20 protein-coding genes are annotated in these 25,801 nt (G+C 70.7%); 18 read left to right on the top strand and 2 right to left on the bottom strand.

Annotated elements, in window-relative coordinates; translation table 11 throughout:
- Window positions 1–103 precede the first annotated feature (103 nt).
- Window positions 104–2,785 carry a SpoIIE family protein phosphatase gene (locus tag ABD369_RS30170; protein WP_344639789.1) on the bottom strand — a complete coding sequence of 894 codons (2,682 nt, stop codon included), beginning with the start codon at window positions 2,783–2,785 and terminating at the stop codon, window positions 104–106.
- A gap of 482 nt (window positions 2,786–3,267) precedes the next feature.
- Window positions 3,268–3,732 (bottom strand): HAD family hydrolase, encoded by a 465-nt coding sequence (locus ABD369_RS30165; RefSeq protein ID WP_344639748.1) that lies wholly within the window; start codon window positions 3,730–3,732, stop codon window positions 3,268–3,270.
- A gap of 350 nt (window positions 3,733–4,082) precedes the next feature.
- Between ABD369_RS30165 and ABD369_RS30160 the strand changes: the two genes are divergently transcribed.
- The 18 genes from ABD369_RS30160 to ABD369_RS30075 form a co-directional block, all read left to right on the top strand.
- The gene (locus tag ABD369_RS30160; protein ID WP_344639747.1) at window positions 4,083–5,423 is read left to right on the top strand and encodes a sugar phosphate nucleotidyltransferase; all 1,341 of its coding nucleotides are present in this window, start codon (window positions 4,083–4,085) and stop codon (window positions 5,421–5,423) included.
- Between the two features lie 72 nt (window positions 5,424–5,495).
- Window positions 5,496–6,188 carry an NAD(P)H-binding protein gene (locus ABD369_RS30155; RefSeq protein ID WP_344639746.1) on the top strand — a complete coding sequence of 231 codons (693 nt, stop codon included), beginning with the start codon at window positions 5,496–5,498 and terminating at the stop codon, window positions 6,186–6,188.
- Window positions 6,189–6,264: 76 nt separating this feature from the next.
- The gene (gene glgX / locus ABD369_RS30150) at window positions 6,265–8,361 is read left to right on the top strand and encodes a glycogen debranching protein GlgX (RefSeq protein ID WP_344639745.1); all 2,097 of its coding nucleotides are present in this window, start codon (window positions 6,265–6,267) and stop codon (window positions 8,359–8,361) included.
- On the top strand, window positions 8,361–10,517 hold the full coding sequence (locus ABD369_RS30145) for an AGE family epimerase/isomerase (protein WP_344639744.1): 2,157 nt from the start codon (window positions 8,361–8,363) through the stop codon (window positions 10,515–10,517). Before glgX ends, ABD369_RS30145 begins: the two co-directional genes overlap by 1 nt.
- 58 nt (window positions 10,518–10,575) lie before the next feature.
- Window positions 10,576–11,775, top strand: coding sequence for an IS701 family transposase (locus ABD369_RS30140; RefSeq protein ID WP_344639788.1), 1,200 nt, complete (start codon window positions 10,576–10,578; stop codon window positions 11,773–11,775).
- A gap of 116 nt (window positions 11,776–11,891) precedes the next feature.
- Entirely contained in the window at window positions 11,892–13,055 is a 1,164-nt protein-coding gene (locus tag ABD369_RS30135; protein WP_344639743.1) for a low temperature requirement protein A, read from the top strand.
- 132 nt (window positions 13,056–13,187) lie between these two features.
- Window positions 13,188–14,759 (top strand): GMC family oxidoreductase, encoded by a 1,572-nt coding sequence (locus tag ABD369_RS30130; protein WP_344639742.1) that lies wholly within the window; start codon window positions 13,188–13,190, stop codon window positions 14,757–14,759.
- A 27-nt stretch (window positions 14,760–14,786) separates the two neighbouring features.
- The gene (locus tag ABD369_RS30125) at window positions 14,787–15,596 is read left to right on the top strand and encodes an ester cyclase (RefSeq protein WP_344639741.1); all 810 of its coding nucleotides are present in this window, start codon (window positions 14,787–14,789) and stop codon (window positions 15,594–15,596) included.
- Window positions 15,597–15,651: 55 nt separating this feature from the next.
- On the top strand, window positions 15,652–16,350 hold the full coding sequence (locus tag ABD369_RS30120; RefSeq protein WP_344639740.1) for a putative quinol monooxygenase: 699 nt from the start codon (window positions 15,652–15,654) through the stop codon (window positions 16,348–16,350).
- The gene (locus tag ABD369_RS30115) at window positions 16,350–16,784 is read left to right on the top strand and encodes a VOC family protein (RefSeq protein ID WP_344639739.1); all 435 of its coding nucleotides are present in this window, start codon (window positions 16,350–16,352) and stop codon (window positions 16,782–16,784) included. Before ABD369_RS30120 ends, ABD369_RS30115 begins: the two co-directional genes overlap by 1 nt.
- A 205-nt stretch (window positions 16,785–16,989) precedes the next feature.
- The gene (locus tag ABD369_RS30110) at window positions 16,990–17,427 is read left to right on the top strand and encodes a nuclear transport factor 2 family protein (RefSeq protein ID WP_344639738.1); all 438 of its coding nucleotides are present in this window, start codon (window positions 16,990–16,992) and stop codon (window positions 17,425–17,427) included.
- 66 nt (window positions 17,428–17,493) lie between these two features.
- A complete protein-coding gene (locus tag ABD369_RS30105) occupies window positions 17,494–18,951 on the top strand; it encodes an MFS transporter (protein ID WP_344639737.1) in 1,458 nt (485 codons plus the stop codon).
- Between the two features lie 165 nt (window positions 18,952–19,116).
- Window positions 19,117–20,658, top strand: a complete 1,542-nt coding sequence (mftG, locus tag ABD369_RS30100; RefSeq protein WP_344639736.1) for a mycofactocin dehydrogenase MftG — start codon at window positions 19,117–19,119, stop codon at window positions 20,656–20,658.
- An 86-nt stretch (window positions 20,659–20,744) separates the two neighbouring features.
- Window positions 20,745–21,296: an NAD(P)H-dependent oxidoreductase gene (locus tag ABD369_RS30095; protein WP_344639735.1), complete on the top strand. Its 552-nt coding sequence runs from the start codon at window positions 20,745–20,747 to the stop codon at window positions 21,294–21,296.
- Window positions 21,297–21,688: 392 nt separating this feature from the next.
- On the top strand, window positions 21,689–22,525 hold the full coding sequence (locus tag ABD369_RS30090) for a type 1 glutamine amidotransferase domain-containing protein (protein ID WP_344639734.1): 837 nt from the start codon (window positions 21,689–21,691) through the stop codon (window positions 22,523–22,525).
- 90 nt (window positions 22,526–22,615) lie between these two features.
- Window positions 22,616–24,283 (top strand): thiamine pyrophosphate-binding protein, encoded by a 1,668-nt coding sequence (locus ABD369_RS30085; protein WP_344639733.1) that lies wholly within the window; start codon window positions 22,616–22,618, stop codon window positions 24,281–24,283.
- A gap of 20 nt (window positions 24,284–24,303) precedes the next feature.
- The gene (locus ABD369_RS30080) at window positions 24,304–24,888 is read left to right on the top strand and encodes a DJ-1/PfpI family protein (protein ID WP_344639732.1); all 585 of its coding nucleotides are present in this window, start codon (window positions 24,304–24,306) and stop codon (window positions 24,886–24,888) included.
- A gap of 211 nt (window positions 24,889–25,099) precedes the next feature.
- Window positions 25,100–25,801: maltotransferase domain-containing protein (locus tag ABD369_RS30075; protein ID WP_344639731.1), on the top strand; the 702-nt coding region annotated here is incomplete at its 3' end.

Raw genomic sequence — 25,801 nt, 5'->3', positions numbered from 1 at the left:
TGCGGGTGGCTGAGGAACGGGCCGGATGCGGCCTCCGGGGCGGCGCGCACGACCCGTGAGGGACGGCCTGGGGACCCCGCTTGATCGTCAACTCCCAGTGTGATCAGAACAAGTTGTCCAGGTCGAGACCGGGTAGGACGATCTCGGCGCCCGCGGCGCCGGGGAGGAGCTGTTCGGCCCAGATGATCTTGCCGTCGGGGGTGTACCGGGTCCCCCAGCGCTCGGCGAGCTGTGCGATGAGAAACAGCCCGCGGCCGCCTTCGTCCTCGGCGGCCGCGTAGCGCAGATGGGGTGCGGTGCTGCTGGTGTCGGAGACTTCGCAGATCAGGGTGCGGTCGTAGAGCATCCGCACGCTGATCGGTGGCGTTCCGTAGCGGATGGCATTGGTGATCAGCTCGCTGAGCACCAGTTCGGTGACGAACGCGGCCTCGTCCAGGTCCCACCGGGTCAGCTGCCGGGTGACCTCGGCCCGTACCCCGGCCACCGCCGACGGGTCGGAGGGTACGTCCCACTCGGCGATCCGCTCGGGGTCCAGCAGCCGCGTGCGGGCGACGAGCACCGCGATGTCGTCGGTCTGACGGGCGGGCAGCAGCGCGTCGAGGACCGCGTCGCAGGTCTCCTGCGGGCTGCGGCCGGGGTGGGCCAGCGTGTCGGTGAGGATCTCGAGGCCGGTGCTGATGTCGCGGGTGCGGTCCTCGACCAGGCCGTCGGTGTAGAGCACCAGGCTGCTGCCCTCGGGCAGGGCCAGCTCGACCGCCTCGAAGGGCAGGCTGCCCAGGCCGAGCGGTGGTCCCGCGGGGAGTTCGAGGAACTCCGTGCTGCCGTCGGGGTGGACCAGGGCGGGCAGTGGGTGGCCCGCCCGGGCCAGACTGCACAGGCCGGTGGTGGGGTCGTAGATGGCGTACACGCAGGTGGCGCCGGTGATCGCGGTCTCCCCCTCCGCGGAGGCGGCCTCCTGGTCGATCCGGGTGACGAGTTCGTCCAGATGGCCGAGGAGTTCGTCCGGCGGCAGGTCGAGGGTGGAGAAGTTCTGCACGGCGGTGCGCAGCCGCCCCATGGTCGCGGCGGCGTGCAGACCGTGCCCCACCACGTCGCCGACCACCAGGGCGACCCGGGTGCCGGGCAGCGGGATGACGTCGAACCAGTCGCCGCCCACGCCGGCCTGGGCGGGCAGGTAGCGGTAGGCGATCTCGAGGGCGTTCTGCTCGGGAAGGCCGCGCGGCAGCAGACTGTGCTGCAGGGTGACGGCCATGCTGTGCTCGCGGGTGAAGCGGCGGGCGTTGTCGATGGAAACGGCGGCGCGGGCCGCCAACTCCTCGGCCAGCGACAGGTCGTCCTCGTCGAAGGGCACGCTCCCCTCGGCGCGCCAGAAGTTGGCGATCCCCATCAGCACCCCCCGGGCCCGCAGCGGGACGGTGATCAGTGAGCGCAGGCCGTAGCCCAGCATCACCTGGGTGCGGTCACCGCCCGGGGTGTGCGTGTCGAGGGACGCCCGCAGGTCCGGCACCAGTACCGGGCGCCCGGTGACGAAGCCGACCGCCATCGGGGTGGCCGGAGGGTAGCGGTGCACCCCGCCCTCCCGGTACAGCGGGTGGTCGTCCCGGACACCGGCGAGGGCCACCCGCCGCAGCTCCGGCGCCTCGTCGTAGACGCCCGTCGACGGCTCCTCGCCGCGCAGGACGGACTCGGCGAGGTCGACGGTGACATGGTCGGCGAACCGGCCGACCGCCACCTGGGCGAGCTCCTCGGCGGTGCGCTGGACGTCGAGGGTGGTGCCGATGGCGACGCTGGCGTCGTACAGCAGTCGCAGCCGGCTCTGGGCCACCTCGGCCTTCCCCGCGAGGGCGCGCAGCTCGGTGGAGTCCCGCAGGGTGGCGACGCTGCTGGGCGGCCCGCCGGCCCGTTCGATGGGCCTGTTGTTCACCGCCAGCAGCCGCTCTCCGAGCGGTACCACCTCGTCGGTGGCGACCCGGCGCGAGCTCAGCAACTCGGCCATCCGGGGGTCGAGGCGGAGGTCGTCGACGAGCCGGCCCTCCGCCTCCGGGGGCAGGCCGAGCAGGCGGCGCGCTTCGTCGTTGACCAGTAGGACCCGGCCGTCGCCGCCGACGATGACCACGCCCTCGCGCACCGAGTGCAGTACCGCGTCGTGGTGTTCGTACATCCGGGTCATCTCGGCCGGGCCGAGGCCGTGCGTCTGCCGCCGCAGCCGGCCGGTCACCAGCGCCGTACCGGCCGTCGCCAGCGCCAGTGCGGCCGCGCCGGCACCCAGGATGACCGGCAGCTGACGGTTGATCGCACCGCTCACCTGGCTGACCGTGAGCCCGGACGACACCAGGCCCACCACCGTGCCGCTCGCGTCGGTCACCGGGACCACCGCCTGCACGTCCTGGCCGCTCACGCCGCTGACGGTCTCCACGGTGATGCCGCCGGCCAGTGAGGGGCCGATGGTGCCGATGAACTTCTTCCCGATCTCCTCCGGCGTGGGGGCGGTGTAGCGGATGCCGTCCCGGTTCATCACCACGACGAAGTCGACTCCGCTCTGCGTCTGGGCGGCCTGGGCGTAGGGCTGGAGCTGCGCGGTGGGGTCGGGGCCCCTCAGGATGTCCGCCAGGGCCGGACCCTGGGCGAAGGTCGCGGCGACGGCGAGCGAACGGCTGCGGGCTGACTGGAACCTGTCGCTCCGTGCCTTGAGCACCAGCGTGGTCACCGCGGACACCACGAGCAGCAGCACGATCAGCACCTGCAGCAGGAACATCTGCCCGGCGACGCTGCGGATGCTCGCCATCGACCGCAGACGCCTCACTGACGGCTCCCTCCGAACTGGGCACGGCTGTCGCCGCCCGCGGCGGCCACCCGGTCGGCGCTGGGGGCAGCCGAAAGCAGCGGCCCAGGACTCGGGCCATATGCCTGTTTTAGCCCGATTCTGCTTCGAGTGCTGACGCGCCACGCCTGCGGGAGTGCGCTGGTCGGGCCTGTCCGGAGCGGTCGGGCCGCCGGGGAGCGGCCGTTCGGCCGCCGATCGCGTGGCGGGCACATCCCACCGGGGACTGGGCCGTTCGAGGGGCTCTCGGCCCGGCGCGGCGCGTTCTCCCGCCTGCCGGGGCCGCCCTGGAGACCGGCTGGACCGGCTCCGCCGCGGCCGGGGGAACCCGGTGCGAACCCGCGGGCCCGATCGCCGCTCCCCGGTGAGGAGGGATCAGGGTCCTGCCGTGATGGTGCAAGTGCCCTGCGTGGGAGGAGGGTTAGCGGCACGGCGGTGCGGTCCGGTCAGCAGGACGAGGGCGTCTCCGGGCTCACCCGCGGCGCGTCGATCAACGGCCAGCCCCGGGAGCGCGCGTACCGGGTGAGTTCCGGATCGGGGGCGATCACCCGGGGGTTGCCCACCACGGCGAGGGTGCCGAGCCCGCTGGAACGGTGGCCGTAGGCGAAGCAGCGTGAGGCGTCCAGCCCGAGCCTGGCCATGGTCTCCACGACGATCTGCAGTTTGGCGCTGTCGAGGCTGCTCGGCTGGTTGATGTCCTCCGGGGTGCGGGCGCTTCTGGCGTAGACCATCAGATCCATCCGCAGTCCGAGCTGGTAGGGGTGCGGCGGGACGCGGTCGTCAGGAAGTACGAGGATCAGCAGGTCTCCGGCACGCCTGTGCGTCTCGATCGCGCTGACCACCGCGCCGGCCACGGATCTGCAGCAGGAACCCAGGTCGAAAAAGGCAGCGCGGCGTAATTCCGTCTCCATGGCCCCCGTCCATCCCTGTTCGCCTAAAGCGCGCGTGTCCGGCGGTTGACTTTACCGACTCATTGACACCAACAGTCACTTCTGTCGGACCGACCGTAGCGCACGAGGTCATTGGCCAGCCATGGGGCCGGATCGTCAGGGAATCCCCGTTCGCGAATTGGCCGAAAGACTTATGTCGTGCTCATGAAAACCGTCGCACCTTGAATGGTAAATAGGTGGAAAGGTTAATAAATCGGACAGTGAAGCCGCAGGCCTCAACTTGAGTGGAGGGGGAGATTGACAGAGGCGTTTGACAAGAATTGACAACCGATGTTGAATCTTGTCGACAGGTTGCCTAGGGGAGGAACGCCATGACCGGGGGAGAGTCCAGCACGGTCGGGATCATCCTGGCCGGAGGGCGCGGGGAACGGGCCAAGCCCCTCACCCTGGAGTCCGCCGACTACATCCGCAGCAAGGCCCTGCTCCCGTTCGCCGGCCGCCGGCTGATCGAGTGGGTGGTCGACGCCTGCCGGGAGCAGGGCATCCGCCGTTTCCACGTGGTCGCGCAGGGCCTGGAGAACCGGAGCCAGATCAAGCTGGTGCTCGGCCACGGCGAGCGCTATGGCGTCGACGTCCGCTACTCCCGGTCGAGCTTCGACCGCTACAACGTCGGCTCCGGTGCGGCCACGCTGCACAACCTGGAGCAGTGGGACCTCACCGAGCGGGCGCTGGTCCTGCCGGTCGACTCCGTCTTCGACTTCTCGCTGGCCGGTCTGGAGGCCGCGCACGACGCGGCCGACGCGGTGGTGACCGTGGCCTCGGTGGCCCGCAGCCCGCGGGAGGTCGCCGGGAAGTACGGCGCCATCCGAACCGGGGCGGACGGTCTGGTTGCCGGGTTCGTCGAGAAGCCCGCGCTCGACCGGTTGCACGGCCTGTTCCCCGACGCGGCCGACGACGAGGACGTGATCCCGACCAACGCCGGGATGTACCTGGTCGACTGCGCCCGGCTGCGCCGGGCCGCCCGGGAGCCGGCGCTGATGCGCCAGGCCCAGCGGCGGCTGGACTGGGGCGGTGAACTGCTGCCCTGGCTGGTGCGCCACGGACACCGGGTGGCCGCGCACCGGATCGGCCGCCTCGGCGACCTGGGCAACGTCGAGGACTACCTGGTGACCCTGCGCGACGTCCTGTCGGGCGACTACCTGGGGATGAACCAGCTGATGCCGCGGCCGCAGAGCGAGGATCCGCGGTACTGGATCCACGAGTCGAGCCTGGCGGCCCGGGACGACCTCACGGGCACCACCCTGGCCGACAAGATCGCCGAAGGCAGTGTGCAGATCGGCCCCGGGGTCCGGATCGGACGGCACGTCAGCATCGGCGCCGACGTCCGCCTGGAGTACACCGACATCGGCGACGGTGCCGAGGTGTGCGAGGGCGCCAGGCTCAGCGGCGCCTCCTGCGGCGACTCGGCGGTGATCGGCCCGTACGCCGAGATCAGCGACAGTTACGTCGGGCCGATGGCGGAGATCCGCTCGGCCCGGGTGCGGCCGGCCCGGCTGGACGGCTACTCGGCGGTCGGCGACGGTGCGCGGGTCTTCGCCGGCGCCCGGCTCTCCGGGGTCAGCGTCTACCCCCGGCTCAACGTCCCGGCGATCGCCGGTCTTCCGGCCGGGACCACTCTCACCAGCTCCGACGACATTCTCCGCTGGGTCTGACCGCCGGCCGGCGGTCAGACCCAGCGGCAAGCAGCAGCAAGGCGACGAGTCCGAGGCAATGGAGGAGGAACGATGGATAACCCCGTAGTGGTGGTGGGCGGCGCCGGCCGGGTCGGTCGGCTCATCGCGCAGCGCCTGCTCGACCGCGGCGAGCGGGTGTGGGCGATCGGCCGTACCGACCGGTCGGACCGTTGGCCGCTGCCGCCCGGTGTCGGATTCAGCCAGGGCGACGTGCGGGTGCCGCACACCCTGGCCGGACCGCTCGGCACTTGCTCGGCGCTGGTGTACTGCGTCGAGCCCGGGACGGACGAGGACGGCCCGAACCGGCCGGAGACCACCATGTACCAAGGTGTCCGGAACGTCCTCGCCGCCGCCACCGCGGACGGCGGGCGGCCGCACGTGGTCCTGGTCAGCCAGCTCCATGTCACCCACCGCGGCCACCCGTTGAACGCCTACGGCCGGCTGCTCGACTGGCGGCGGGCGGGCGAGGAGGCGGTCCGCGGCTCCGGGCTGCCCTACACCGTGGTGCGGCCGGGCTGGCTGGTCGACGACCAGTCCGCGGGTGAGCGGGTGCGCCTGGAGCAGGGCGATCGCGGGATCGGCCTGGTCTCCCGCACGGACGCGGCCGAGGCCTGTGTCCGCGCCCTCTACGCCGAGGCGGCCAGGGGCGTGACCTTCGAGCTGTTCAACGAGCCGGGAGCGCCGCTGGCCGACTGGGGCCGGGCGTTCGCCGAGCTGGAGCCCGACCGGGTGGCCGTCGCCTGACCGGGCACCGCCTGAGAGCCGCGCCGATCACAACGATGAGGGAATGACAGTGAGTCACACAACGCCGTCGCCTGTCGTGCTTGCAGAGGTCACTCCCGGACGCTCGCAGCCACTGGGTGCCACGCTGGACGCCAACGGGGTCAACTTCTCGGTCTTCTCCGAACACGCCACCCACGTCCAGCTGTTGCTGTTCGACAACTACGACGACCTGGCGCCGACCAGGACCATCGACCTGGACCCGGACCACCACCGCAGCTACCACTTCTGGCACTGCCACGTGAGCGGTCTGAAGGCGGGCCAGACCTATGCGTACCGGATGGACGGGCCGAACCACACCCGGGCCACCGGTGCCCGGTTCAACCGCCGCAAGGTACTGCTCGACCCCTACTCGCGGGCGAACATCAACACCCTCTGGGACCGCAGCCGGGCGATCGGCCCCGAGGACAACTGCGCCTACTCGATGCGCAGCATGGTGGTCGACCTGTCCGGTTACGACTGGGAGGACGACGAGCCGCTCCGCACGCCGCTGGCCGACACCGTGATCTACGAGATGCACGTCGGGGGCCTGACCGCCTCGCCGAGCTCGGGCGTCACCCACCCGGGGACCTTCTCGGCTGTGGTGGAGAAGATCCCCTACCTCAAGGAACTCGGCGTCACCGCGGTCGAGTTACTCCCGGTCTTCGACTTCGACGAGCGGCAGCTGCTGCGGATGGGGCCGCACGGCGTCCCGCTCTACAACTACTGGGGGTACGACCCGTTCGGGTTCTTCGCCCCGCACACCGGGTACTGCTCCAACCCCTGCCAGTGCACCCACATCACCGAGTTCCGGAACATGGTCAAGGCGCTGCACCGGGCGGGCATCGAGGTGATCCTGGACGTCGTCTTCAACCACACGTCCGAGGGCAACGAGCACGGCCCCACGATCAGCTTCCGCGGCCAGGCCAACGAGATCTACTACCACCTCTGGCCGCAGGACCGCCGGCACTACATGGACTTCACCGGCTGCGGCAACGCGATCAACGCCAACCACCCGGCGGTGGCCAAGTTCATCATCGAGTGCCTGGAGTACTGGGTCACCGAGCACCACGTCGACGGCTTCCGCTTCGACCTGGCCTCCGAGCTCTCGCGCGGCGCCGAGGGCTACGAGATGGAGGTGCCGCCGGTGCTCTGGGGCATCGAGCTGTCGGGCATCCTGTCCGACAGCAAGATCATCGCTGAGCCCTGGGACGGCGGCGGGCTGTACCAGGTCGGCCGGTTCCCCGGGCGGCGCTGGGCGCAGTGGAACGGGCCGTTCCGCGACGACGTGCGGCGCTTCGTGCGCGGCGACGCGGGCCTGGTCGGCACCATCGCGACCCGCATCGGCGGCTCCCGCGACCTGTTCGGCAAGGACGGCGAACTGCCCACCAACAGCATCAACTTCATCACCTGCCACGACGGCTTCACCCTCAACGACCTGGTCAGCTACGGGCACAAGCGCAACAGCGCCAACGGCGAGTCCAATGCGGACGGGGCGAACGAGAACTTCAGCTGGAACTGCGGTGTGGAGGGTCCGAGCGACTCGCCCGAGATCGAGCAGCTGAGGATCCGTCAGATCAAGAACTTCGCCGCCCTGCTGCTGCTCAGCCGCGGGGTCCCGATGATCCTGGCGGGCGACGAGTTCCGCAACACCCAGGGCGGCAACAACAACGCCTACTGCCAGAACAACCCGATCACCTGGCTGGACTGGGACCAGGCCGAGAAGGAGACCGAGGTCCGCCACTTCTTCCAGGGCATGATCGGGCTGCGCAAGCGCCACCGCTCCCTGCGCGACCCGCACTTCTTCACCGGCCGCCACAACGACCGCGGCCTGCCGGACGTCACCTGGCACGGCACCAAGCTGGAACAGCCCGGCTGGGAGGACACCGGAGCGCGCGTGCTGTCGTTCACGCTGGCCGGCTTCGGTGAGGAACCCGACCTGCACGTGATCCTCAACATGTTCCACCTGGGCCTGGACTTCGAGCTGCCGCACATCCCCGGCCGGCCCTGGCACCGCGTCGCGGACACCGCCCAGGACTCCCCGCTTGACCTCCTCGCACCCGGAAGCGAAGAGCGGGTCCACGGCCGCACCTACCACGCCCACGGCCGCAGCATCGTCATCCTGACGGCGCTGCCCGACCACGGAGGCACCCTGTGATGAGCACTCCCGACACCCGGCGTACCTACTCCGACTGCATCGCCGGCTACGTGACCTCGTACGAGCCGACCCGCGACCGCTTCGGCCTGCGCACGGGTGACGGCCGCGAGTTCACCATCCACCTGGACGGCTTCCTCGGCTCGCAGATCGTCCGCAACCTCGGCGACGACTACCGCGACACCACCGCCGCCACCCGGGACATGCTGGCCGAGGGGCGGTACGTCTTCGTGCACGGGCTGTTCTACCAGTGGGAGGGCGGCGAGCGGATCGAGGCCCGGCAGATCACCTTCCCGGAGGAGAGCCGCGGCGCGTACGTCTTCGAGAAGCCGGGCTGGTGGGTCCAGCAGGCCGCCGAGATCGCCGACTTCTACCTGCGCGGCCACTTCCCGGACGGCGTGTACGACTGGCGCAACTTCCGCACCAAGCTGACCCTGCACGGCACCCACGTCCCGGACACCGGGGAGGACGTGCGCCAGGAGACCGACACCATCTCCCGGCTGGTCTACGGCCTGGCCACCGCCTACCTGCTGACCGGCGAGGAGCGCTTCCTGCAGGCCGCCGAGTCCGGCACCGAGTACCTGCGCGAGCACATGCAGGTCGCCGACGAGCGCGAGGGCATCGTCTACTGGTACCACGGCATCGACATCGCCGAGAGCGGCCAGCGCAAGGTGTTCGCCTCGGAGTTCGGCGACGACTACGACGCCGTCCCGATGTACGAGCAGATCTACGCACTGGCCGGCCCGACCCAGACCTACCGGATCACCGGCGACCCGCGGATCATGTCGGACATCGACCGCACCGTCGAGCTGTTCCACCGGTACTTCAAGGACGAGGACAAGGGCGGGTTCTTCTCCCACCTCGACCCGATCACCATGGACCCGCGCTCGGACGCGCTCGGCCGCAACCGGGCCCGCAAGAACTGGAACTCCATCGGCGACCACGCACCGGCCTACCTGATCAACGCCTATCTGGCCACCGAGCGCCAGGACTTCGCCGACCTGTTGGAGGAGACCGCCGACACCATCGTCCGGTACTTCCCGGACGAGCCCGACAGCCCCTTCGTCCAGGAGCGCTTCCACGAGGACTGGAGCCCGGACCGGACCTGGGGCTGGCAGCAGGACCGCGCGGTGGTCGGACACAACCTGAAGATCGCCTGGAACCTCACCCGGATCCGCGCCCTGCACGACAAGCCCGAGTACGCCGCCCTGGCCGAGCGGATCGCAGAGATCATGCCGCCGGTCGGCAGCGACCAGCAGCGGGGCGGCTGGTACGACGTGGTGGACCGGAAGGCGGACCCCGACAGCGGCACCCACCGCCTGGTCTGGCACGACCGCAAGGCCTGGTGGCAGCAGGAGCAGGCGATCCTCGCCTACCTCATCCTGGCCGGTGTCTCCGGCGACCCGGAGCACCGCCGGCTGGCCCGCGAGGCCGCCTCGTTCTACAACGCGTTCTTCCTCGACTACGACGACGGCGGCGTCTACTTCAACGTGCTCGCCGACGGCATGCCCTACCTGGTGGGCACCGAGCGCCTCAAGGGCAGCCACTCGATGGCCGGCTACCACGCCCTGGAGCTGTGCTACCTGGCCGCCGTCTACACCGGCCTGCTGAACGACTCCGCGCCGCTCACCCTGCACTTCCGGCCGCGGCCCGAGGCGTACCCGGACCGGATCCTGCGGGTCGCCCCCGACCTGCTGCCCACCGGGTCGGTCCAGATCGGCCGGGTGTGGATCGACGACGAGCCGTTCGAGGACTTCGACGCCAAGGCCCTGACGGTCAAACTCCCGGTCACCAGCCGGCCCGTGCGGGTCCGGGTCGAACTGGAACCGGCCGACATGCGGCTGCGGATCTCCAGCGACTTCGACGGCCGCACCGCCCACATCCACTGCGAGGGCGTGATCGATCTGGAGGAGCTGGAGAAGTTCCGCCGGTCCCTCACCGAGGCGCTGTCCTGCGAGCCGCGACGGGTGGAGTTCCACCTGTGCAAGGTCACCGAGCTCGCCCGGCCCGTGATCAACGAACTGCTCTTCCAGCGCACCAAGATCGGGCTGGACGTCGACTTCGTGATCGTCGGCTGCGCCCTGCCCGAGGTCGCCCAGGCGCTGGTGGCCACCGACGCCTTCCTGCTCGACCCCACCGCCCCCTGCGACGACTACTGACCGCCGACGTCACGGCTGACCAGGCGTCACGACTCCCCGAAGGATCGATGTGTCCACGATGCTGCAAGTCCGTCCGGCGAAAGCGGCCGAGGCGCCGGACGGCTTCTCCACCTACTGCAAGGAGCTCTTCGCGCTGCTGGGGCGGGCCGACCAGCGCCGCTGGGGCGAGGTCTACCTGAGTGGGCTGCTGCACGCCAGCGGTCGCAGGACCCCGCGGAACATCGCCGAGCACGTGCTCGGCCGGCCGGCCACCCAGCCCATCCAACAGTTCGTCAACCAGAGCACCTGGGACCCGACGGAACTGCGGCGGTACCTCGCCGAACGGCTCTGCGCGGCCACCCAGCCGCAGGCCTGGGCCTTCGACGAGGTGGTCTTCCGCAAGAACGGCACCCGCTCGGTCGGCGTCGCCCGCCAGTTCGTGCCGGCCGAGGGCCGGATGGTCAACTGCCAGCTGGCGCTGGCCGCCTCGCTGGTGAGCCAGGAGGCCAGCCTGCCGGTCAACTGGCGGCTGCTGATGCCCAGGCACTGGGACGCGGACGAGGACCTGCGCACCCAGGCCCGGGTGCCCGACGAGGAGCGGCACCGGCCGAGATGGCACTACCTGCTGGATTCGGTGGACGAGATGCTCCAGGACTGGGACCTGCCCCCGGCGCCGGTACTCGCGGACTGGAGCTTCGAACCTGAGGTCGAACCGCTGCTGCTCGGACTCGAACAGCGCGGCCTCGGCTACCTGGTCGAGGTCGGCGCCACCACCCAACTGCCCGGCCGGCCGGTCCACTCGTACCCCAGCACCGAGCGCAGCACCTCCGCCAGGCGCTGGACGGCCGCGGCCGTCGCCCGCGACCCCGCCCTGCGCACCGACAGGTCGGTGGCGGTCTGGCGGGACCGGCCCGACAGCCGGTACCAGCACTCGCAGTTCATGCTCGTCCCGCTCACCACCGGCGCCACCGGCCGCTCGCCGGCGCCGCGCCAGCTGGTGGTGGAGTGGCCGTTCGGCCGTCCGCAGCCGCGCACCTACCTGGTGACCAACCTGTGCGGCGACCGGCTGAACGAGCTGGTCGCACTGGCCGAACTCCGCCACCAGTCCAGCCGGTGCTGCGAACAGCTCCATCAGGACTACGGCCTCGGCGACTTCGAGGGCCGGTCGTTCCCCGGCTGGCACCACCACGTGACGCTGGTCTCCGCAGCCAGGGGCTTCCACGCCCTGCAGCAGCTGGCGCGACCCGGCGAGCCGGACCGCCCCGTGAGCCTCGGATAGGCCGCCACCACCCCTCTCCCGAAAGGACCGCACCACCTTGGACGAGGCACGCCGACCCACTGCCGGGTCGGTCACCGAACCCTGTTCACCGCTCCGACCTAGCGAGGGACAACGCCATGACAGCCAACCCGGCCACCACGCCCTCGGCGCCGACCCGTGACCGTGCCACCTGGGCCGAACTCTTCTACGACCTCGTGCTCGTCTTCGGCATCGGCCAGGCCGCGCACATCCTGGCCGAGGCCCCCAGCTGGGGCGGCATGGCCCAGGCCCTGCTGGTCCTGCTACCGCTGTGGTGGGCGTGGGTCAGCATGACGCTCGCGCTGAACGCGGTCAGCGAGACCAACACCCAGCGCCTGCTGCTGTTCGCGGCCGGACTCGCCACCTTCACCATGGGCGTCAGCGCCCCGCTGGCGCTGGAACACCGCGGCGCGGCACTCCTGTTCGCCGGCTCCTACCTGGGCCTGCGGGTGCTGATGGCGCAGTGCGTCCGGTGCACCCGGGCCATCTCACACAGCATCAACCACCACAACGTCGGCTGGGCCTGCGCGACCGTACTCGTCGCGGGCGCCCTGCTGCCCGCCGGAATCCGCGGCCCGGTGTGGGCGACCGGCGTGCTCGCGGAGATCGCCGCGCCGGTCGTCCACCGGGACCGGCTGCACCGGATGACCTTCGGACCCAGCCATCTCCCGGAGCGGTTCGGCCTGTTCATCATCATCGCGCTGGGCGAGTGCGTGCTCTCGGCCGGTCTGCGCGCCGCGACCTCGCACCTCGACCTCGCTGGGATGTGCGCCGTGGTGCTGAGCTTCGTCACCGGTTGCGCCCTGTGGTGGCTCTACTTCCACTACGTGGCCCCGGCGGTGGAGCACGCGCTGCGCACCCACCGGACGCAGGCCGTGGTGGTTCGCGACGTCCTGAGCTACGGCCATTTCATCCTGGTCGTCGGGCTGCTGCTGGTCGCCGTCGGCACCAGCCGGATCGTGTCCGAGCCAACCGCCGCGCCACACACCGGAATCGGCGCACTCGTGCCGATCGGAGCCGGTCTGTTCACCCTCACCTTCGGCTACACCCGCTGGCGGATGTTCGGCGGGGCCTCCTCGACCAGGGTGATCGCGGGCCTGTGCCTGCTGCTGGCCGCGCCGGCCGCACCGCTCGTCCCCGGCCTGGTCACCCTGGCCGTCACCGCCGCCGTGCTGATCGCGGTCAACGGCATCGAGTACTGGATGCTCACCACCGGAAGGACCATCCCGCTGTTCTTCCGCCGGGCCGTGGATCTCCTCTGATTCCTTGCTGAGAACGGAATCTGACGCAATGTCGGGTCCGAGTTCGCGAAGCACCCAATCCCGGAACGCAGAAGTCCCGATCGGAATTCCTCCGGCGGTAGCGTCGGAAGAGTCGAAAAGGGGGATCACGCCATGTCAGCAGAACGATCCGTCGACAATTTCGATTACATCGTGGTCGGCGCCGGATCCTCGGGCTGTGCGGTGGCCAGCCGGCTCAGTGCGGACCCCTCCTGCTCGGTCCTGCTCGTGGAGGCGGGCGACTGGCACACCCGGCCGGAGATCAACCGGGTGGACGTGCCCTCGCTGACGGCGCTCTGGACGGAGCCCTGGGGCCGCGGAATCGACTGGGGCTACACCACCGAGCAGGAGCCGCACCTCGAGGGGCGGAGCATACCGATAGCCCGCGGCAAGGGAGTCGGCGGCTGCAGCTCGGTGAACGCGCTGATGTGGGTGCGCGGCAACCGGCTCGACTACGAGCGGTGGAGCGCCCTCGGGAACACCGGCTGGTCCTTCGAGGAGGTGCTGCCGTACTTCATCCGGGCCGAGTCCTACCCCACCGGCGCCCAGGACCGCGGCAGTTCGGGCCCGATCAGCGTGCAGGACCACCGTGACCCGACCCCGGTGGCGGAGGCATTCGTGGCCGCGGCGGAGCACCTGGGCTACGCCGCACCCGAGGCGGACTACAACGGCCCCCGGCAGGACGGCTTCGGATTCCTCTACCAGACCAACCGGACCGCCGAGGGCGAGCGCTGCTGCTGCGCCACCGGATACCTGCGGCCGGCCGCGGACCGGCCGAACCTGGCCATCCGCACCGGTGCGCACGCCACCCGGATCGTGCTCCGCGACGGCCGCGCGGCCGGCCTGGAGCACCTGCACGAGGGCCGGCTGCGCACGGCGACGGCCGAGGGCGAGATCGTGCTCAGTGCCGGCGCCTTCGAGACCCCCAAGCTGCTGATGCTCTCCGGCATCGGCCCGGCGGCGGACCTGGAGCGGCAGGGCATCCGCTGCGTCCAGAACCTCCCGGGCGTCGGCGGCAACCTGCAGGACCACGTCTTCGTACCGGTCTGCTACCAGTCCCTGCAGACCCATCCGTCGGCCGAACTCATCTCCGAGGCGGGCCTGTTCACCCGCAGCCGGCTCACACCGGCGGACGCGCCACCGGACCTGCAGTTCACCTTCGGCACGGTCAAGTTCCTGCCCGCGAGTGCGCCGGCGCGGGCGGGGGAGGGCCACGGCTTCACCTTCGCCCCGATCCTGCTCACCCCGCGCAGCCGGGGCCGGGTCAGCCTGCGCAGCGCGGACCCGCACGAGCCGGCCGTCGTCCGGGCCGGCTACCTCGGCGAGCAGGCCGACGTGGACGTGCTGGTGGAGGGCGTGGAACTGGCCCGGGAGCTGGCGCACACCCCGGTCTTCGACGCCTTCCGGGGCGAGGAGCTGGCCCCCGGACCGGCCTTCGGGACCGGGAAGGAGCTGCGGGGCTATGTCGCGGCCGAGGCCACCACGCTGTGGCACCCGGTCGGAACCTGCCGGATGGGCACCGGGAGTGACGCGGTGGTGGATCCGCAGCTGCGGGTCCGCGGCGTCCCGGGCCTGAGGATCGCCGACGCCTCGATCATGCCGGTGATCGTGTCCGGCAACACCAACGCACCCACCGTGATGATCGGCGAGAAGGCCGCCGACCTGATCCGCACCACCGACAGCTGAGTACCCTTCGAACCCAAGGAGCCGATCATGGCAACCGCTGCCGAACAGGCCGGTGTCGACCTGTACAACCGCTTCCTCAAGGCACTGAACGACGGTGACTACGACGGGATCGCCCAGGTGATGGCGCCCGACTTCGAGGACCACCACCCGGGCTTCGAGGTGCACGGCGTGGCCCAGTACCAGGAGGCGCTGCGCGGGGTCGCACAGACCCTCCAGATCAGGGCCGAGCTGGAGGAGATCCTGACCACCGGCGACCGGATCATCGCCCGGGTCGCGCTGACCGGCCGTCACGTCGGGCCGGTGCTGGGCTTCGCGCCCACCGGGAAGGCGGTTTCCTGGACCACCACCGAGATCTGGCGGGTCGCCGACGGCATGCTGGTCGAGCGCTGGGCCGAGGACGACCTGCTCGGCCTGCGCAACCAGCTGTCGCCGGACGCGGAGAACGTCGAGCTGATCCGCCGCCTCAACGACGTGGTGAACGAGCGGCGCTACGACGACATGGACGAGCTGTTCGACGAGTCGTTCGTGGACCGCAACCCGGCCTGGAGCGTGACCGGCGTGGCCGAGCTCAAGGAGCTGCTCAAGGTCGCCAAGGCCGCGCTGGAGTTCACCTCCCAGCAGGACCTGATCTACGCCGCGGAGGGCGGGAAGATCGTCATCCACCTCACCTTCACCGGGCGCCACGTCGGGGAGTTCTTCGGCGTGCAGCCGACCGGCAAGGAGGTTCAGTGGACCAGCATCGAGGTGTTCCGGATCGAGAACCGCAAGATCGTCGAGCGCTGGGTGCAGGCCGACACCACCGGCCTGATGAAGCAGCTCGGCGTCACCCTGCCGTGACGGCGGCCGAGGGCCGACCCGGGAACGACCTGACCACCGAGAGAGAGGAGCACCGATGCTCGCCTACGCACTGCACATCACCGTGAGGCCGGGCCACGAGCAGCAGGCGCTGGAGACGCTCGGCGCGATCGAACGCCGCTCGCTGCGGGACGCCGGCTGCCTGCAGTTCACCTGGTTCCAGCATGACGCCGACCCCTACCGGTTCACGCTGGTCGAGCAGTGGGAGAGCCAGGAGCACCTGGACGCCCACCTCGCGCAGGACCAGTCGCTGTGGGAGTCCTTCCTGCCGGCGCTGGCGGACGAGCCCCGCTCCGAACTGCTGCGCCAGGTGGTCCCGTTGGCGACCAAGCCGAGCGCCGACGAGGTGCTGGCCTTCGCCACCTCCTGGTTCGGCGCGATCACCGCGGAGGCGCCGGTCGAGACGCTGCTGGGCTTCCTCAGCCCGGCCGGGCTGCGGATGGACTTCCCCGAGGGGACCCTGACCAGCGTCGAGGACGTGCGCGAGTGGTACGCCACGGTCATGGCGACCTTCCACGAGCACACCCACGACCTGGAGTACCTCAAGGTCACCCCCGGCGACCTCGCGGGCGCGGTGGACGTGGACCTCGCGGTCATCTGGAAGGCCACCACGCGCGCCGACGGATCCCGCTCGGCCTTCCGCGGGCTGCAGTCCTGGCAGGTGCGGCGGTCCTTCCGGACCGGCCGGCTGGAGATCGTCACCTACCGGGTCCGATCACTGGAGAAGGTGGCGTGATGGCGGGAGCCAACGGCGTGCGCTGGGCCCACGTCGGCCTCAACTGCCAGGACCAGCAGCGCACCGAGGAGTTCTACACCCGCTGGTTCGGCTTCCGCCGGGCGCGGGTGGTCGAGACGCCGGACGTCCGGGTGGTCTTCCTGCGCAACGACGCCGCCTGCCTGGAGCTGTTCCCGGCCCAGGCGGAGCCGGCCGCCAGGGCCGGCGGGGACGGCCCGCCGAACCCGGGCTCGGTACGCCACCTGGCGTTCCAGGTGGACGACCTCGACGCCTTCCTGGCGGCGGCCGACGGGAGCTTCGACGTCTCCCTCGGACCGCTGGGCTTCGACGAGCACATCCCCGGCTGGCGCACGGTCTGGGTGACCGACCCCGACGGAGTGGTGGTCGAGGTCAGCCAGGGGTACGTCGACCAGGACCCGGCCGAACTGGCCTGACCCGCGGCCGACGGGAGTGCGCGGGCCGCCGCGCACTCCCGCCCGGCCGGCGACTTGACGTAGTACGAGCGCGAACCTGCTCAGATGCGCACGCAGTGCCCGCATCCGCCGTGGTGAGGCGGCGACGGTGCGGGAGCCTGGCTGCCTGAGGCAGAGGAACTGCCCTGGCGGCTCGCTGTCCACCCATTCCGGAAAGGAAATCCCCATGGGAAAGCAGGAGTTGACCACCGGGCAGATCGAGGAGATCGTCCGAGAGTGGTACGAGGCGCTCGACCGGCACGACGCCGTCGAGCAGGTGACCCCGTTCCTGGCCGAGGACGGCCTGGTCATGGTGTTCCCCGAGGCGACCCTGCGCGGTTCGGCGGACTTCCACGACTGGTACGCCGCCGTCACCAACCGGTTCTTCGACGAGGTCCACGAGGTCAAGTCGGTCGAGGTGCGCACCAACGCCGACGGCCGGGCCGACATCCAGGTCGTGGTCAACTGGCAGGCCAGGGTGTGGAGTCCGCCGGCCGCCAGGAGCGAGTGGCTCGGCTTCGACGCCACCCAGACCTGGACCGTGGTCCTCCGCGACGGCGAACCGAAGATCTCCGAGTACATCGTCGAGGACCTGGCGCCGATGCCGGGCTCCGCGGCGCTGTAGCTGCCCAGCCGACCGTCCGGCCGTCGCCGGGCTCTTTTCCCTCGCACAGCAACGGAGTGATCTCCAATGAGCAATACCGTCTCCGAAACACCCGGAGCACTCGCCCCACCCACGGCCGGGTCGGCCGGACGCCGTTGGCTGGCCCTTCCCGTGATCCTCGTCGGCACGTTCATGACGATCCTGGACTTCTTCATCGTCAACGTCGCCATCCCGTCGGCCCAGTCGGACCTGCACGCCAGCGGCGCGCAGATCCAGCTGGTGGTGGCCGGTTACGGAGTGGCCTACGCGGCCGGGCTGATCACCGGCGGTCGGCTCGGTGACCTGTACGGCAGGCGGCGGCTGTTCGTCATCGGCCTGACCCTGTTCACGCTGGCCTCGGCCGGCTGCGGTCTGGCCACCAGTGCCAACTTACTGATCCTCGCCCGGATGGCGCAGGGCGTGGCCGCGGCCCTGCTCTTCCCGCAGGTGCTGTCGATCATCAACGTCACCTACACCGGCGAGGACCGGCCGAAGGCCTTCATGGGCTTCGGCATGACGATCGGTCTGGCCTCGGTCAGCGGCCAGGTGATCGGCGGCCTGCTGATCCAGGCGGACGTCCTCGGCCTGGGCTGGCGCAGCTGCTTCCTGGTCAACGTCCCGGTGGGACTGGCCGTGCTGGCGCTCGTTCCTTCCCTGGTGCCGGAGAGCCGTTCGGCCACCGCCCGCGGTCTCGACCTGGTCGGGTTCGCCATCGTCACCCCCGGTCTGTTGCTGCTGCTGATCCCGCTGGTCGAGGGCCGGCAGGCCGGCTGGCCGCTGTGGTCGTGGGTGTGCCTGGTGGCCAGCGTGGTGGTGCTCGGCGTCTTCGCCCGGCACCAGCGGCAGCTCTCCCAGCGCGGCGGCACTCCGCTGGTCGAGCCGGCGCTCTTCAAGACCAGGAGCTTCCTGACCGGACTGCTGACGATGTTCACCGTCTACGCCGGGATGGCCTCCTTCTTCCTGGTGTTCGCGCTGTACCTGCAGGAGGGGCTGGGCTTCTCGGCGCTCAAGTCCGGGCTGGTCTGCCTGCCCTGCGGCGTCGGCTTCTTCGCGCTCTCGATGGGCTCGCCGCGGATCGTCCGCGCGCTGGGCCACCGGACTCTGGCCCTCGGTGCGGTGATCCTGGGCATCGGTGAGATCGCCATGGCACTGGTCGCACTGCGGGCCGACAGCCGCCCGAGCACCGCACTGCTGGCCCTGCTCATGCTGGTGATCGGGGCCGGGATGGGTGCGATGGGCCCGCCGCTGATCGCCCAGGTGCTGCTCGGCGTACCCGGTGAGCACACCGGCTCCGCGTCCGGTGTCCTCTCCACCACCCAGCAGATGGCTGGTGCGCTGGGCGTGGCCCTGATCGGGATCATCTTCTACGGCACGCTCGGCAGTGCCGGTTCCCCCGGCCACTACGGCCGGGCCTTCGCCGCGAGCCTCGCCTACACCCTGCTGCTGGCCCTGATCACGGCCGTCATCACGACGCCGCGCCGCTGGTGGGGCACGCACCAGCACTGATCCGGCCGGGCGACCGCGTGGCCCGCAGCCGGACCACGCGGTCGCCCGCACCGCAAACCTTCCGCGCCTCGCACTCCCTTGCACAGTGCACTCTCCGCACCGCACCCCTCGCACCACCAGCACAACTCATGTCGCACAACTGTCGCAGACAAGGAGCTTGTCGCAATGGTCAAATACACGGACATCGTCATCGGCGCCGGATCGTCCGGTGCGGTGGTCGCAGCCCGGCTCACCGAGGAGCCGTCCAACCAGGTGCTGTTGATCGAGGCCGGCCCGGACTACCCAGACCCCGGGACCCTGCCGGAGAACCTGCGCAACGGCCTCTACCCGTCCTTCGCCGGGCACGACTGGGGCTACCAGGCCGAGGCCGTCCCCGGTCGGGAGATCCACCTGGCCCGCGGCAAGGTGGTCGGCGGCACCTCCGCCATCAACACCTGCCTGGCGGTCCGTCCGCACCCGCTGGACTTCGAGGAGTGGGCGCGCCTCGGGAACGACGGCTGGACCTGGGAGGACGTCCTGCCGTACTTCGTCCGGATGGAGGACGACAAGGACTTCGGGCAGCCGCTGCACGGCAAGGGCGGCCCGATCCCGGTCGCCCGCTGGCGGGACGAGCAGCTGACCCCGCTGCAGCGGGCACTGCTCGACACCTGCAAGGGCCTCGGCTTCCCCGACATGCCGGACCACAACTCGCCGGAGGGCACCGGTGTCGGACCGCTGGCGCAGAACCTGGTGGACGGTACTCGGGTCTCGACGGCCACGGCGTACCTGGGACCGGTGCGCAAGCGTGAACAACTGGAGATCCGGGCCAACACGACGGTCGACCGGATCGTCTTCGAGGACGGTCGGGCGGTCGGGGTACGCGTGATCACCGACGGCGTCGCGGAGACGGTGCACGCCGACCGGATCACCCTCTGCGCCGGGGCCATCGGCACCCCGGCCCTGCTGATGCGCTCGGGCATCGGCCCGGCCGCCACCCTGGAGCGGCTCGGGGTCCCGGTGGTGGCCGACCTCCCCGGGGTGGGGGAGAACCTGCTCGACCACCCCACCTGCATGGTCACCCTGAAGCCGCGGCCCGGTGTCTACGACGACTCGCTGCCCGTGACGCAGATCCTGCTGCAGTACACGGCGCCGGAGTCGGCGGAGTTCAACGACATGCAGATCTACCTGTTCAACCACGTCGACCTGAACGGCTACGCCCCCGCCCTGGTCGAGGCGGTCGGCACCGACAAGGTCTTCATGCTCTCCGCCGGCATCGAGCGGCCGCTCTCGCGCGGCCGGGTGACCATCGACAGCACGGACCCGGAGGCGGCTCCGCACATCGAGTTCAACTTCCTGGACCACCCCGAGGACCGGCGCCGGTTGCGGACCGGCATGCGGCTGGCCGCCCAGATCGCCAGCAGCCGGGCCTTCGAGATGTTCGCCACCGGCCGGATGGTGCCCGGTCCCGAGGTGCTGGCCTCCGACGAGGCGCTCGACGAGTTCATGATGTCGGCGGTCGGAACGCACTTCCACCCGGTGGGCACGGCCAAGATGGGCCCGGCCGACGACCCGATGGCCGTCGTCGACTCCCGCTGCCGGGTCCACGGCGTGCCCGGCCTGCGCGTCGCGGACGCCTCGGTCATGCCGATCATGATCCGTGCCAACACCAACCTCACCTGCATCATGATCGGTGACCGCGTCGGCGACTGGCTGCTCGAAGAGCGCTGACCGAACCCTCCGGTACCGTGCCCGGCCCGCGTGCCGCGAGCGCACGGGCGGGGCAGGGGCCGACCCAACAAGCACTGGAGCCCCCAATGCCCAGTTCCACCAGCACCCTTGTCGTGTTCGCCCACCCGAACCCGGACACCTCGCGGATCAACTCCGCCCTGGTGGCCCAGGCCCGTGACACCGAGCACGTGGCCGTCCACGACCTGTACGCCGCCTACCCAGAGGGCCCGATCGACGCCGAGCGGGAGCAGCGGCTGCTGGTCGAGCACGATGTCATCGTGCTTCAGTTCCCGTTCTACTGGTACTCGGTGCCGCCGCGGCTGAAGCAGTGGCTGGACGAGGTCCTGCTGGAGGGCTTCGCCTACGGCGCCGGCGGCGACGCCCTGCACGGCAAGACCCTGCAGCTCGTCACCACGACCGGCGGCCCGGAGAAGTCCTACCGTCCGGACGGCTACAACCGGTTCACCGCCCGCCAGTTGCTCCTCCCGCTGGACGCCACGGCACACCTGTGCGGCATGGTCTACGCCGACCCGCTGATCTTCCAGGGTGTCCGCACCTACACCGACGAGGACGTCGCCGAGGCCGGCCGCCGCTACCGGGGCCTGCTGGAGAGCACGGTCCGCACTCCGGTCAGCTGACGTAGCGTCATATAGCCTCCGCATAGAGGCATCCCCCCGGCTGGTTGCATCGCAACCGGCCGGGGGATCTCTGTTTTCCGCCCCGCGTCGGCCCGGAGCCGCTCGGTGCGCCCAACTGGCCCGGCAGTGGCCCGAAACCGCCCGGACCCACCCCGGTCCACCCCACTCACCCCGGGACATCCCGAACCAGCTCGGCAGAGGCTCGACTTGGAGTAGTGCGCAGACGGACCTGACGTGTGCCCGACGGGTCGCCCCTCGACTCTCGCGGCCCCCTGCAGCCGCTTGCTACACAGGAGTCGGGCACTGCGAGGGCGGCCGGATCCGGTTCCGGACGGCGCGCCCGACGCCACCGAGTGCCGCCAACCCACCTTCCTCCAAGGAGGCCATCACCGATGGCGAAGAAACGCATTCTCGTGGTCCTCTCCGAGTACGGCTACTGGGGCGAGGAACTGATCGGTCCGCTGGAGACCTTCGACGAGGCCGGCTACGAGGTCACCTTCGCGACGCCCACCGGCAAGCGTCCGGTGGCCCTGCCGCCGAGTTACGACCCCGAGTACATCGACCCGCCGCTCGGCCGCTCGGTGACCAGCACCGAGATGGCGGAGAAGGTCAAGGCGATCGACAGCTCGGACCGGCTGGACAACCCGCTGAACCTCTCCTCCTGGCTGCCCGACCGGCCCTACCGCAGCCGCAGCGACTTCCTGCGGGCCTGGGAGGGCTACCAGACCCGCCGGGAGCACGTGCAGCAGCAGGTCGCGGACCGCTACGACGCGCTGCTGATCGTCGGCGGCAGCGGCCCGATCGTCGACCTGGCCAACAACTGGCGCATCCACGACCTGATCCTGGCCTTCTACCACCTGGGTCTGCCGATCGCCGCGGAGTGCTACGGCGTCGCCGCCCTGGCATTCGCCAGGGAGCAGGACGACCGGGCGAGCATCATCCGCAACAAGCACATCACCGGTCACTGCATCGAGTACGACTACAAGGACGGCACCGGCTTCATGGGGACCGACTTCGTGATCGGCCCGCCGCCGTACCCGCTGGAGTACATCCTGCGTGACGCCACCGCACCCGAGGGCGCCTTCCACGGCAACTTCGGCAAGGAGACCTCGGTGATCGTCGACTACCCGTTCATCACCGGGCGTTCCACCCCCGACTCCTACCTCACCGGCCAGAAGCTGGTCGAGGTCCTGGAGCAGGGCCTGCGGCAGTGGGGCTACACCGCCTGACGCAGCCCGGGGACGGGCGGCCGTGGCGATCGTACCGGCCGCCCGTCCCGACCAACTCCCTTACCGCACGGAACGGATGGAGAGGACGACATGGTGAGCAGGCCCGCCCGGGTGGCGATGCTCGAACAGTTCAAGGCCGACGGCATCAGGTACATGTTCGGCAACCCCGGCACCGTGGAACAGGGCTTCCTGGACGAACTGCGCGGCTTCCCGGAGCTGGAGTACGTGCTGGCGCTGCAGGAGGCCGCGGTCGTCGGCCTCGCCGACGGGTACGCGCGGGCCACCCGCAGGCCGGCCCTGCTGCAACTGCACTCCGGGGTCGGCCTCGGCAACGGCATCGGCATGCTGTACCAGGCGATGCGCGGCCACGCTCCGCTAGTGGTACTGGTAGGCGAGGCCGGGCTGGCCTACGACAGCATGGAGGCCCAGATGGCCGCGGACCTGGTCGGCATGGCCGGACCGGTCACCAAGTGGGCGACCAGGGTGGTGGATCCGGACTCCACCCTGCGGGTGCTGCGCCGGGCCTTCAAGGTCGCCGCCACCCCGCCGTACGGGCCGGTCATGGTGGTGCTGCCGGCCGACGTACTGGACAGCCCGACCAGTGAGCCGGTGGTTCCGACCTCGTACCTGCGGACCGCGACCGTGCCCGAGCAGGGCACCCAGGCGGAAGCCGCCGCGCTGCTGGCCGGAGCCGAGCGGCCGCTGATCATCGCGGGCGACGGCATCCACTTCGCCGGGGCGCAGCGGGAACTCGCCCGGCTGGCCGAGGTCTGGGGCGCGGAGGTCTGGGGCGCGGACTGGGCCGAGGTGAACCTGCCGGTCGACCACCCCGCCTACCGTGGCCAGCTCGGCCACATGTTCGGCTCGGTCAGCAGTCGGGTCACCTCGGCGGCCGATGCCGTGCTGATCACCGGTACCTATGCGCTGCCCGAGGTGTTCCCGGCGCTGGAGGGGGTGTTCGCCGAGGGTGCTCCGGTCGTCCATGTCGATCTGGACAGCGGTGCCATCGCCAAGAACTTCCCGGTCGACCTCGGTCTGGTGGCCGACCCGAGGCCGACACTGGCCGGGCTCGCCGACGCGCTGGAGCACCGGCTGAGCCAGGAGCAGCGGCAGGCCGCCCGGCGCCGGCTGCAGGGATGGGCCGAGGAGAAGTCCGCGGCGCTGGCCGAGGCGGTGGAGCGGGACAGCGGGGCGGACGGGCCGCTGACGGCCGGCTTCTTCGGCCACCAGCTGTCGCTGCAACTGCCCCCGGACGCCATCCTCTTCGACGAGGCGCTGACCTGCTCGCCGGGCATCTTCCAGCACAACCCGCCGAACGTGCCCGGGAACTGGTTCCAGACCCGGGGCGGATCGCTCGGCGTGGGCATCCCGGGCGCCATCGGCGCCAAGCTCGCCCACCCGGAGCGCACGGTGGTCGGGTTCACCGGCGACGGCGGCAGCATGTACACCTTCCAGGCCCTGTGGACGGCCGCCCGCTACGAGATCGCTGCCAAGTTCGTGATCTGCAACAACGGCCGCTACCGGCTGCTCGACCACAACATCGAGCAGTACTGGCGGACCCAGGGCATCGAACCCCACGACTTCCCCGGGGCCTTCGACCTCACCCGGCCGGAGATCGACTTCGTGGCGCTCGCCGAGTCGCTGGGCGTGCGGGCCGTCCGGGTGGAGAAGCCGGAGCAGGCCGCCCCGGCGATCACCGAGGCGCTGGCCCACCCGGGGCCGTTCCTCATCGACCTGGTCATCGACCGCACCAGCTGACCGAGAGGGGTGTGAGGACCGTGCGGCTGAACGGTCTCAAGATCGCGGTACTGATGGAGAGCGACTTCTACGAGCCCGAAATCCTCTACTACCAGCGCCGGTTCGCCGAGGAAGGTGCCGAGACGCACTTCCTCACCCGGCTCTGGGGAAACGACCGGCTGGTCTTCCGGGGGCACGAGCACGGGCTGCCGTTCGAGGTCGACGAGTCCTTCGAGGAACTGGACGAGTACGGGCTCAAGGAGTTCGCGGCGGTGATCGTCCCGTCCGGTATCGTCGCCGACCGCCTGCGGTACACCGAGGAGGTCGACCGCCTCCCGCCGGCCGCGGCCTTCCTGCGCCGGGCGTTCGCCGACCCGGCCATCGTCAAGGGCATCATCTGCCACGGCATGTGGCTGGCCGCCCCTATCCCGCAGGTGATCCGGGGCCGCCGGGCGGTGGTGCACAACAACCTGCTCGGCGACCTGCGCAACATGGGCGGGGTCTTCGTGGACCAGGACATCGTGGTGGACCGCGACCTGGTCACCGCCCGCACCGGGAACCACTGCCATCTGTTCGCCCGGACCATCATCGAGCAACTGGCCGCCCGGCGCTCGTCCGCCGATTGAGTCCGGCCGGACATCCCCCTGGCGAGACGTTTCCGCATGCACTGTCCGGCTTCCCCACCCGCGCGCGCCGCGCGCGCCGCACGCTCCGCCCATGCCGCACGCTCCGCTCGGGCCGCGTGCCCCGCCGATCCCGCGCGGCCCGAGCGTACCGCTCGTCCTGTCCGTACCGCTCGTCCTTTCCGTTCGACCGCCTGCCGAGGAGATCCCGGAAATGAGCACGATCACGATCCAGCCGACCCATCCGCAGCAGTCCCCGGCCATCGGCCGGATCCCCGTGCTGGAGGTCCAGCCCCTGGTCGACCTCGGGCGCAGACCCGCGAAGGCGGTACTGGGCGAGACCTTCCCCGTCACCGCCACGATCTTCCGTGAGGGGCACGGTGCCGTCGGAGCCAATGTGGTGCTTCGCGGCCCGCGTGGCCGCCGGGGCCGGTGGACGCCGATGCGCGAGCTGGCGCCCGGTACCGACCGCTGGGGGGCCGAGGTCACCCCCGACGCGGAAGGCCGATGGACCTACACCGTGGAGACCTGGAGCGACCCGGTCGCCGACTGGTTGCACACCGCCGAGATCAAGGTTCCGGCCGGCCAGGACATCGAACTCGTGCTGGAGGAAGGGGCGTTGCTCCTGGAGCGGGCCGCCGGGGGCGTCCCGCGCGGCGCCGGCCGGTCCGCCCTGCTGGGCGCGGCGCGAGTGCTGCGGGACGAGAAGCTGCCCCCGGCGCACCGGCTGGCGGCGGCCGGCGAGGAGCGGATCAGGCAGACCCTCGCCCGTCATCCGCTGCGTGAACTCCTCACCGAGACAGGGCCGTTCGATCTGGTGGTGGACCGGCAGCGGGCGCTGTTCGGGTCCTGGTACGAGTTCTTCCCGCGCTCGGAGGGCGCGGTGGTGGACCCGGACGGCAACCTCCCACCGGTC

The organism is Kitasatospora cystarginea, from assembly GCF_039533515.1.
GTDB lineage: Bacteria > Actinomycetota > Actinomycetes > Streptomycetales > Streptomycetaceae > Kitasatospora > Kitasatospora cystarginea.
The sequence above is the reverse complement of the archived record's forward strand: the minus strand, read 5'-3'. Positions and strand labels throughout refer to the sequence as shown.

Bases quoted from the DNA above. Each gene is read 5' to 3' on its own strand.
- ABD369_RS30170 (WP_344639789.1), bottom strand. From the start codon at position 2,785: ATGGCGAGCATCCGCAGCGTCGCCGGGCAGATGTTCCTGCTGCAGGTG.
- ABD369_RS30165 (WP_344639748.1), bottom strand. From the start codon at position 3,732: ATGGAGACGGAATTACGCCGCGCTGCCTTTTTCGACCTGGGTTCCTGC.
- ABD369_RS30160 (WP_344639747.1), top strand. From the start codon at position 4,083: ATGACCGGGGGAGAGTCCAGCACGGTCGGGATCATCCTGGCCGGAGGG.
- ABD369_RS30155 (WP_344639746.1), top strand. From the start codon at position 5,496: ATGGATAACCCCGTAGTGGTGGTGGGCGGCGCCGGCCGGGTCGGTCGG.
- ABD369_RS30145 (WP_344639744.1), top strand. From the start codon at position 8,361: ATGAGCACTCCCGACACCCGGCGTACCTACTCCGACTGCATCGCCGGC.
- ABD369_RS30140 (WP_344639788.1), top strand. From the start codon at position 10,576: ATGCTGCAAGTCCGTCCGGCGAAAGCGGCCGAGGCGCCGGACGGCTTC.
- ABD369_RS30135 (WP_344639743.1), top strand. From the start codon at position 11,892: ATGACAGCCAACCCGGCCACCACGCCCTCGGCGCCGACCCGTGACCGT.
- ABD369_RS30130 (WP_344639742.1), top strand. From the start codon at position 13,188: ATGTCAGCAGAACGATCCGTCGACAATTTCGATTACATCGTGGTCGGC.
- ABD369_RS30125 (WP_344639741.1), top strand. From the start codon at position 14,787: ATGGCAACCGCTGCCGAACAGGCCGGTGTCGACCTGTACAACCGCTTC.
- ABD369_RS30120 (WP_344639740.1), top strand. From the start codon at position 15,652: ATGCTCGCCTACGCACTGCACATCACCGTGAGGCCGGGCCACGAGCAG.
- ABD369_RS30115 (WP_344639739.1), top strand. From the start codon at position 16,350: ATGGCGGGAGCCAACGGCGTGCGCTGGGCCCACGTCGGCCTCAACTGC.
- ABD369_RS30110 (WP_344639738.1), top strand. From the start codon at position 16,990: ATGGGAAAGCAGGAGTTGACCACCGGGCAGATCGAGGAGATCGTCCGA.
- ABD369_RS30105 (WP_344639737.1), top strand. From the start codon at position 17,494: ATGAGCAATACCGTCTCCGAAACACCCGGAGCACTCGCCCCACCCACG.
- mftG (WP_344639736.1), top strand. From the start codon at position 19,117: ATGGTCAAATACACGGACATCGTCATCGGCGCCGGATCGTCCGGTGCG.
- ABD369_RS30095 (WP_344639735.1), top strand. From the start codon at position 20,745: ATGCCCAGTTCCACCAGCACCCTTGTCGTGTTCGCCCACCCGAACCCG.
- ABD369_RS30090 (WP_344639734.1), top strand. From the start codon at position 21,689: ATGGCGAAGAAACGCATTCTCGTGGTCCTCTCCGAGTACGGCTACTGG.
- ABD369_RS30085 (WP_344639733.1), top strand. From the start codon at position 22,616: ATGGTGAGCAGGCCCGCCCGGGTGGCGATGCTCGAACAGTTCAAGGCC.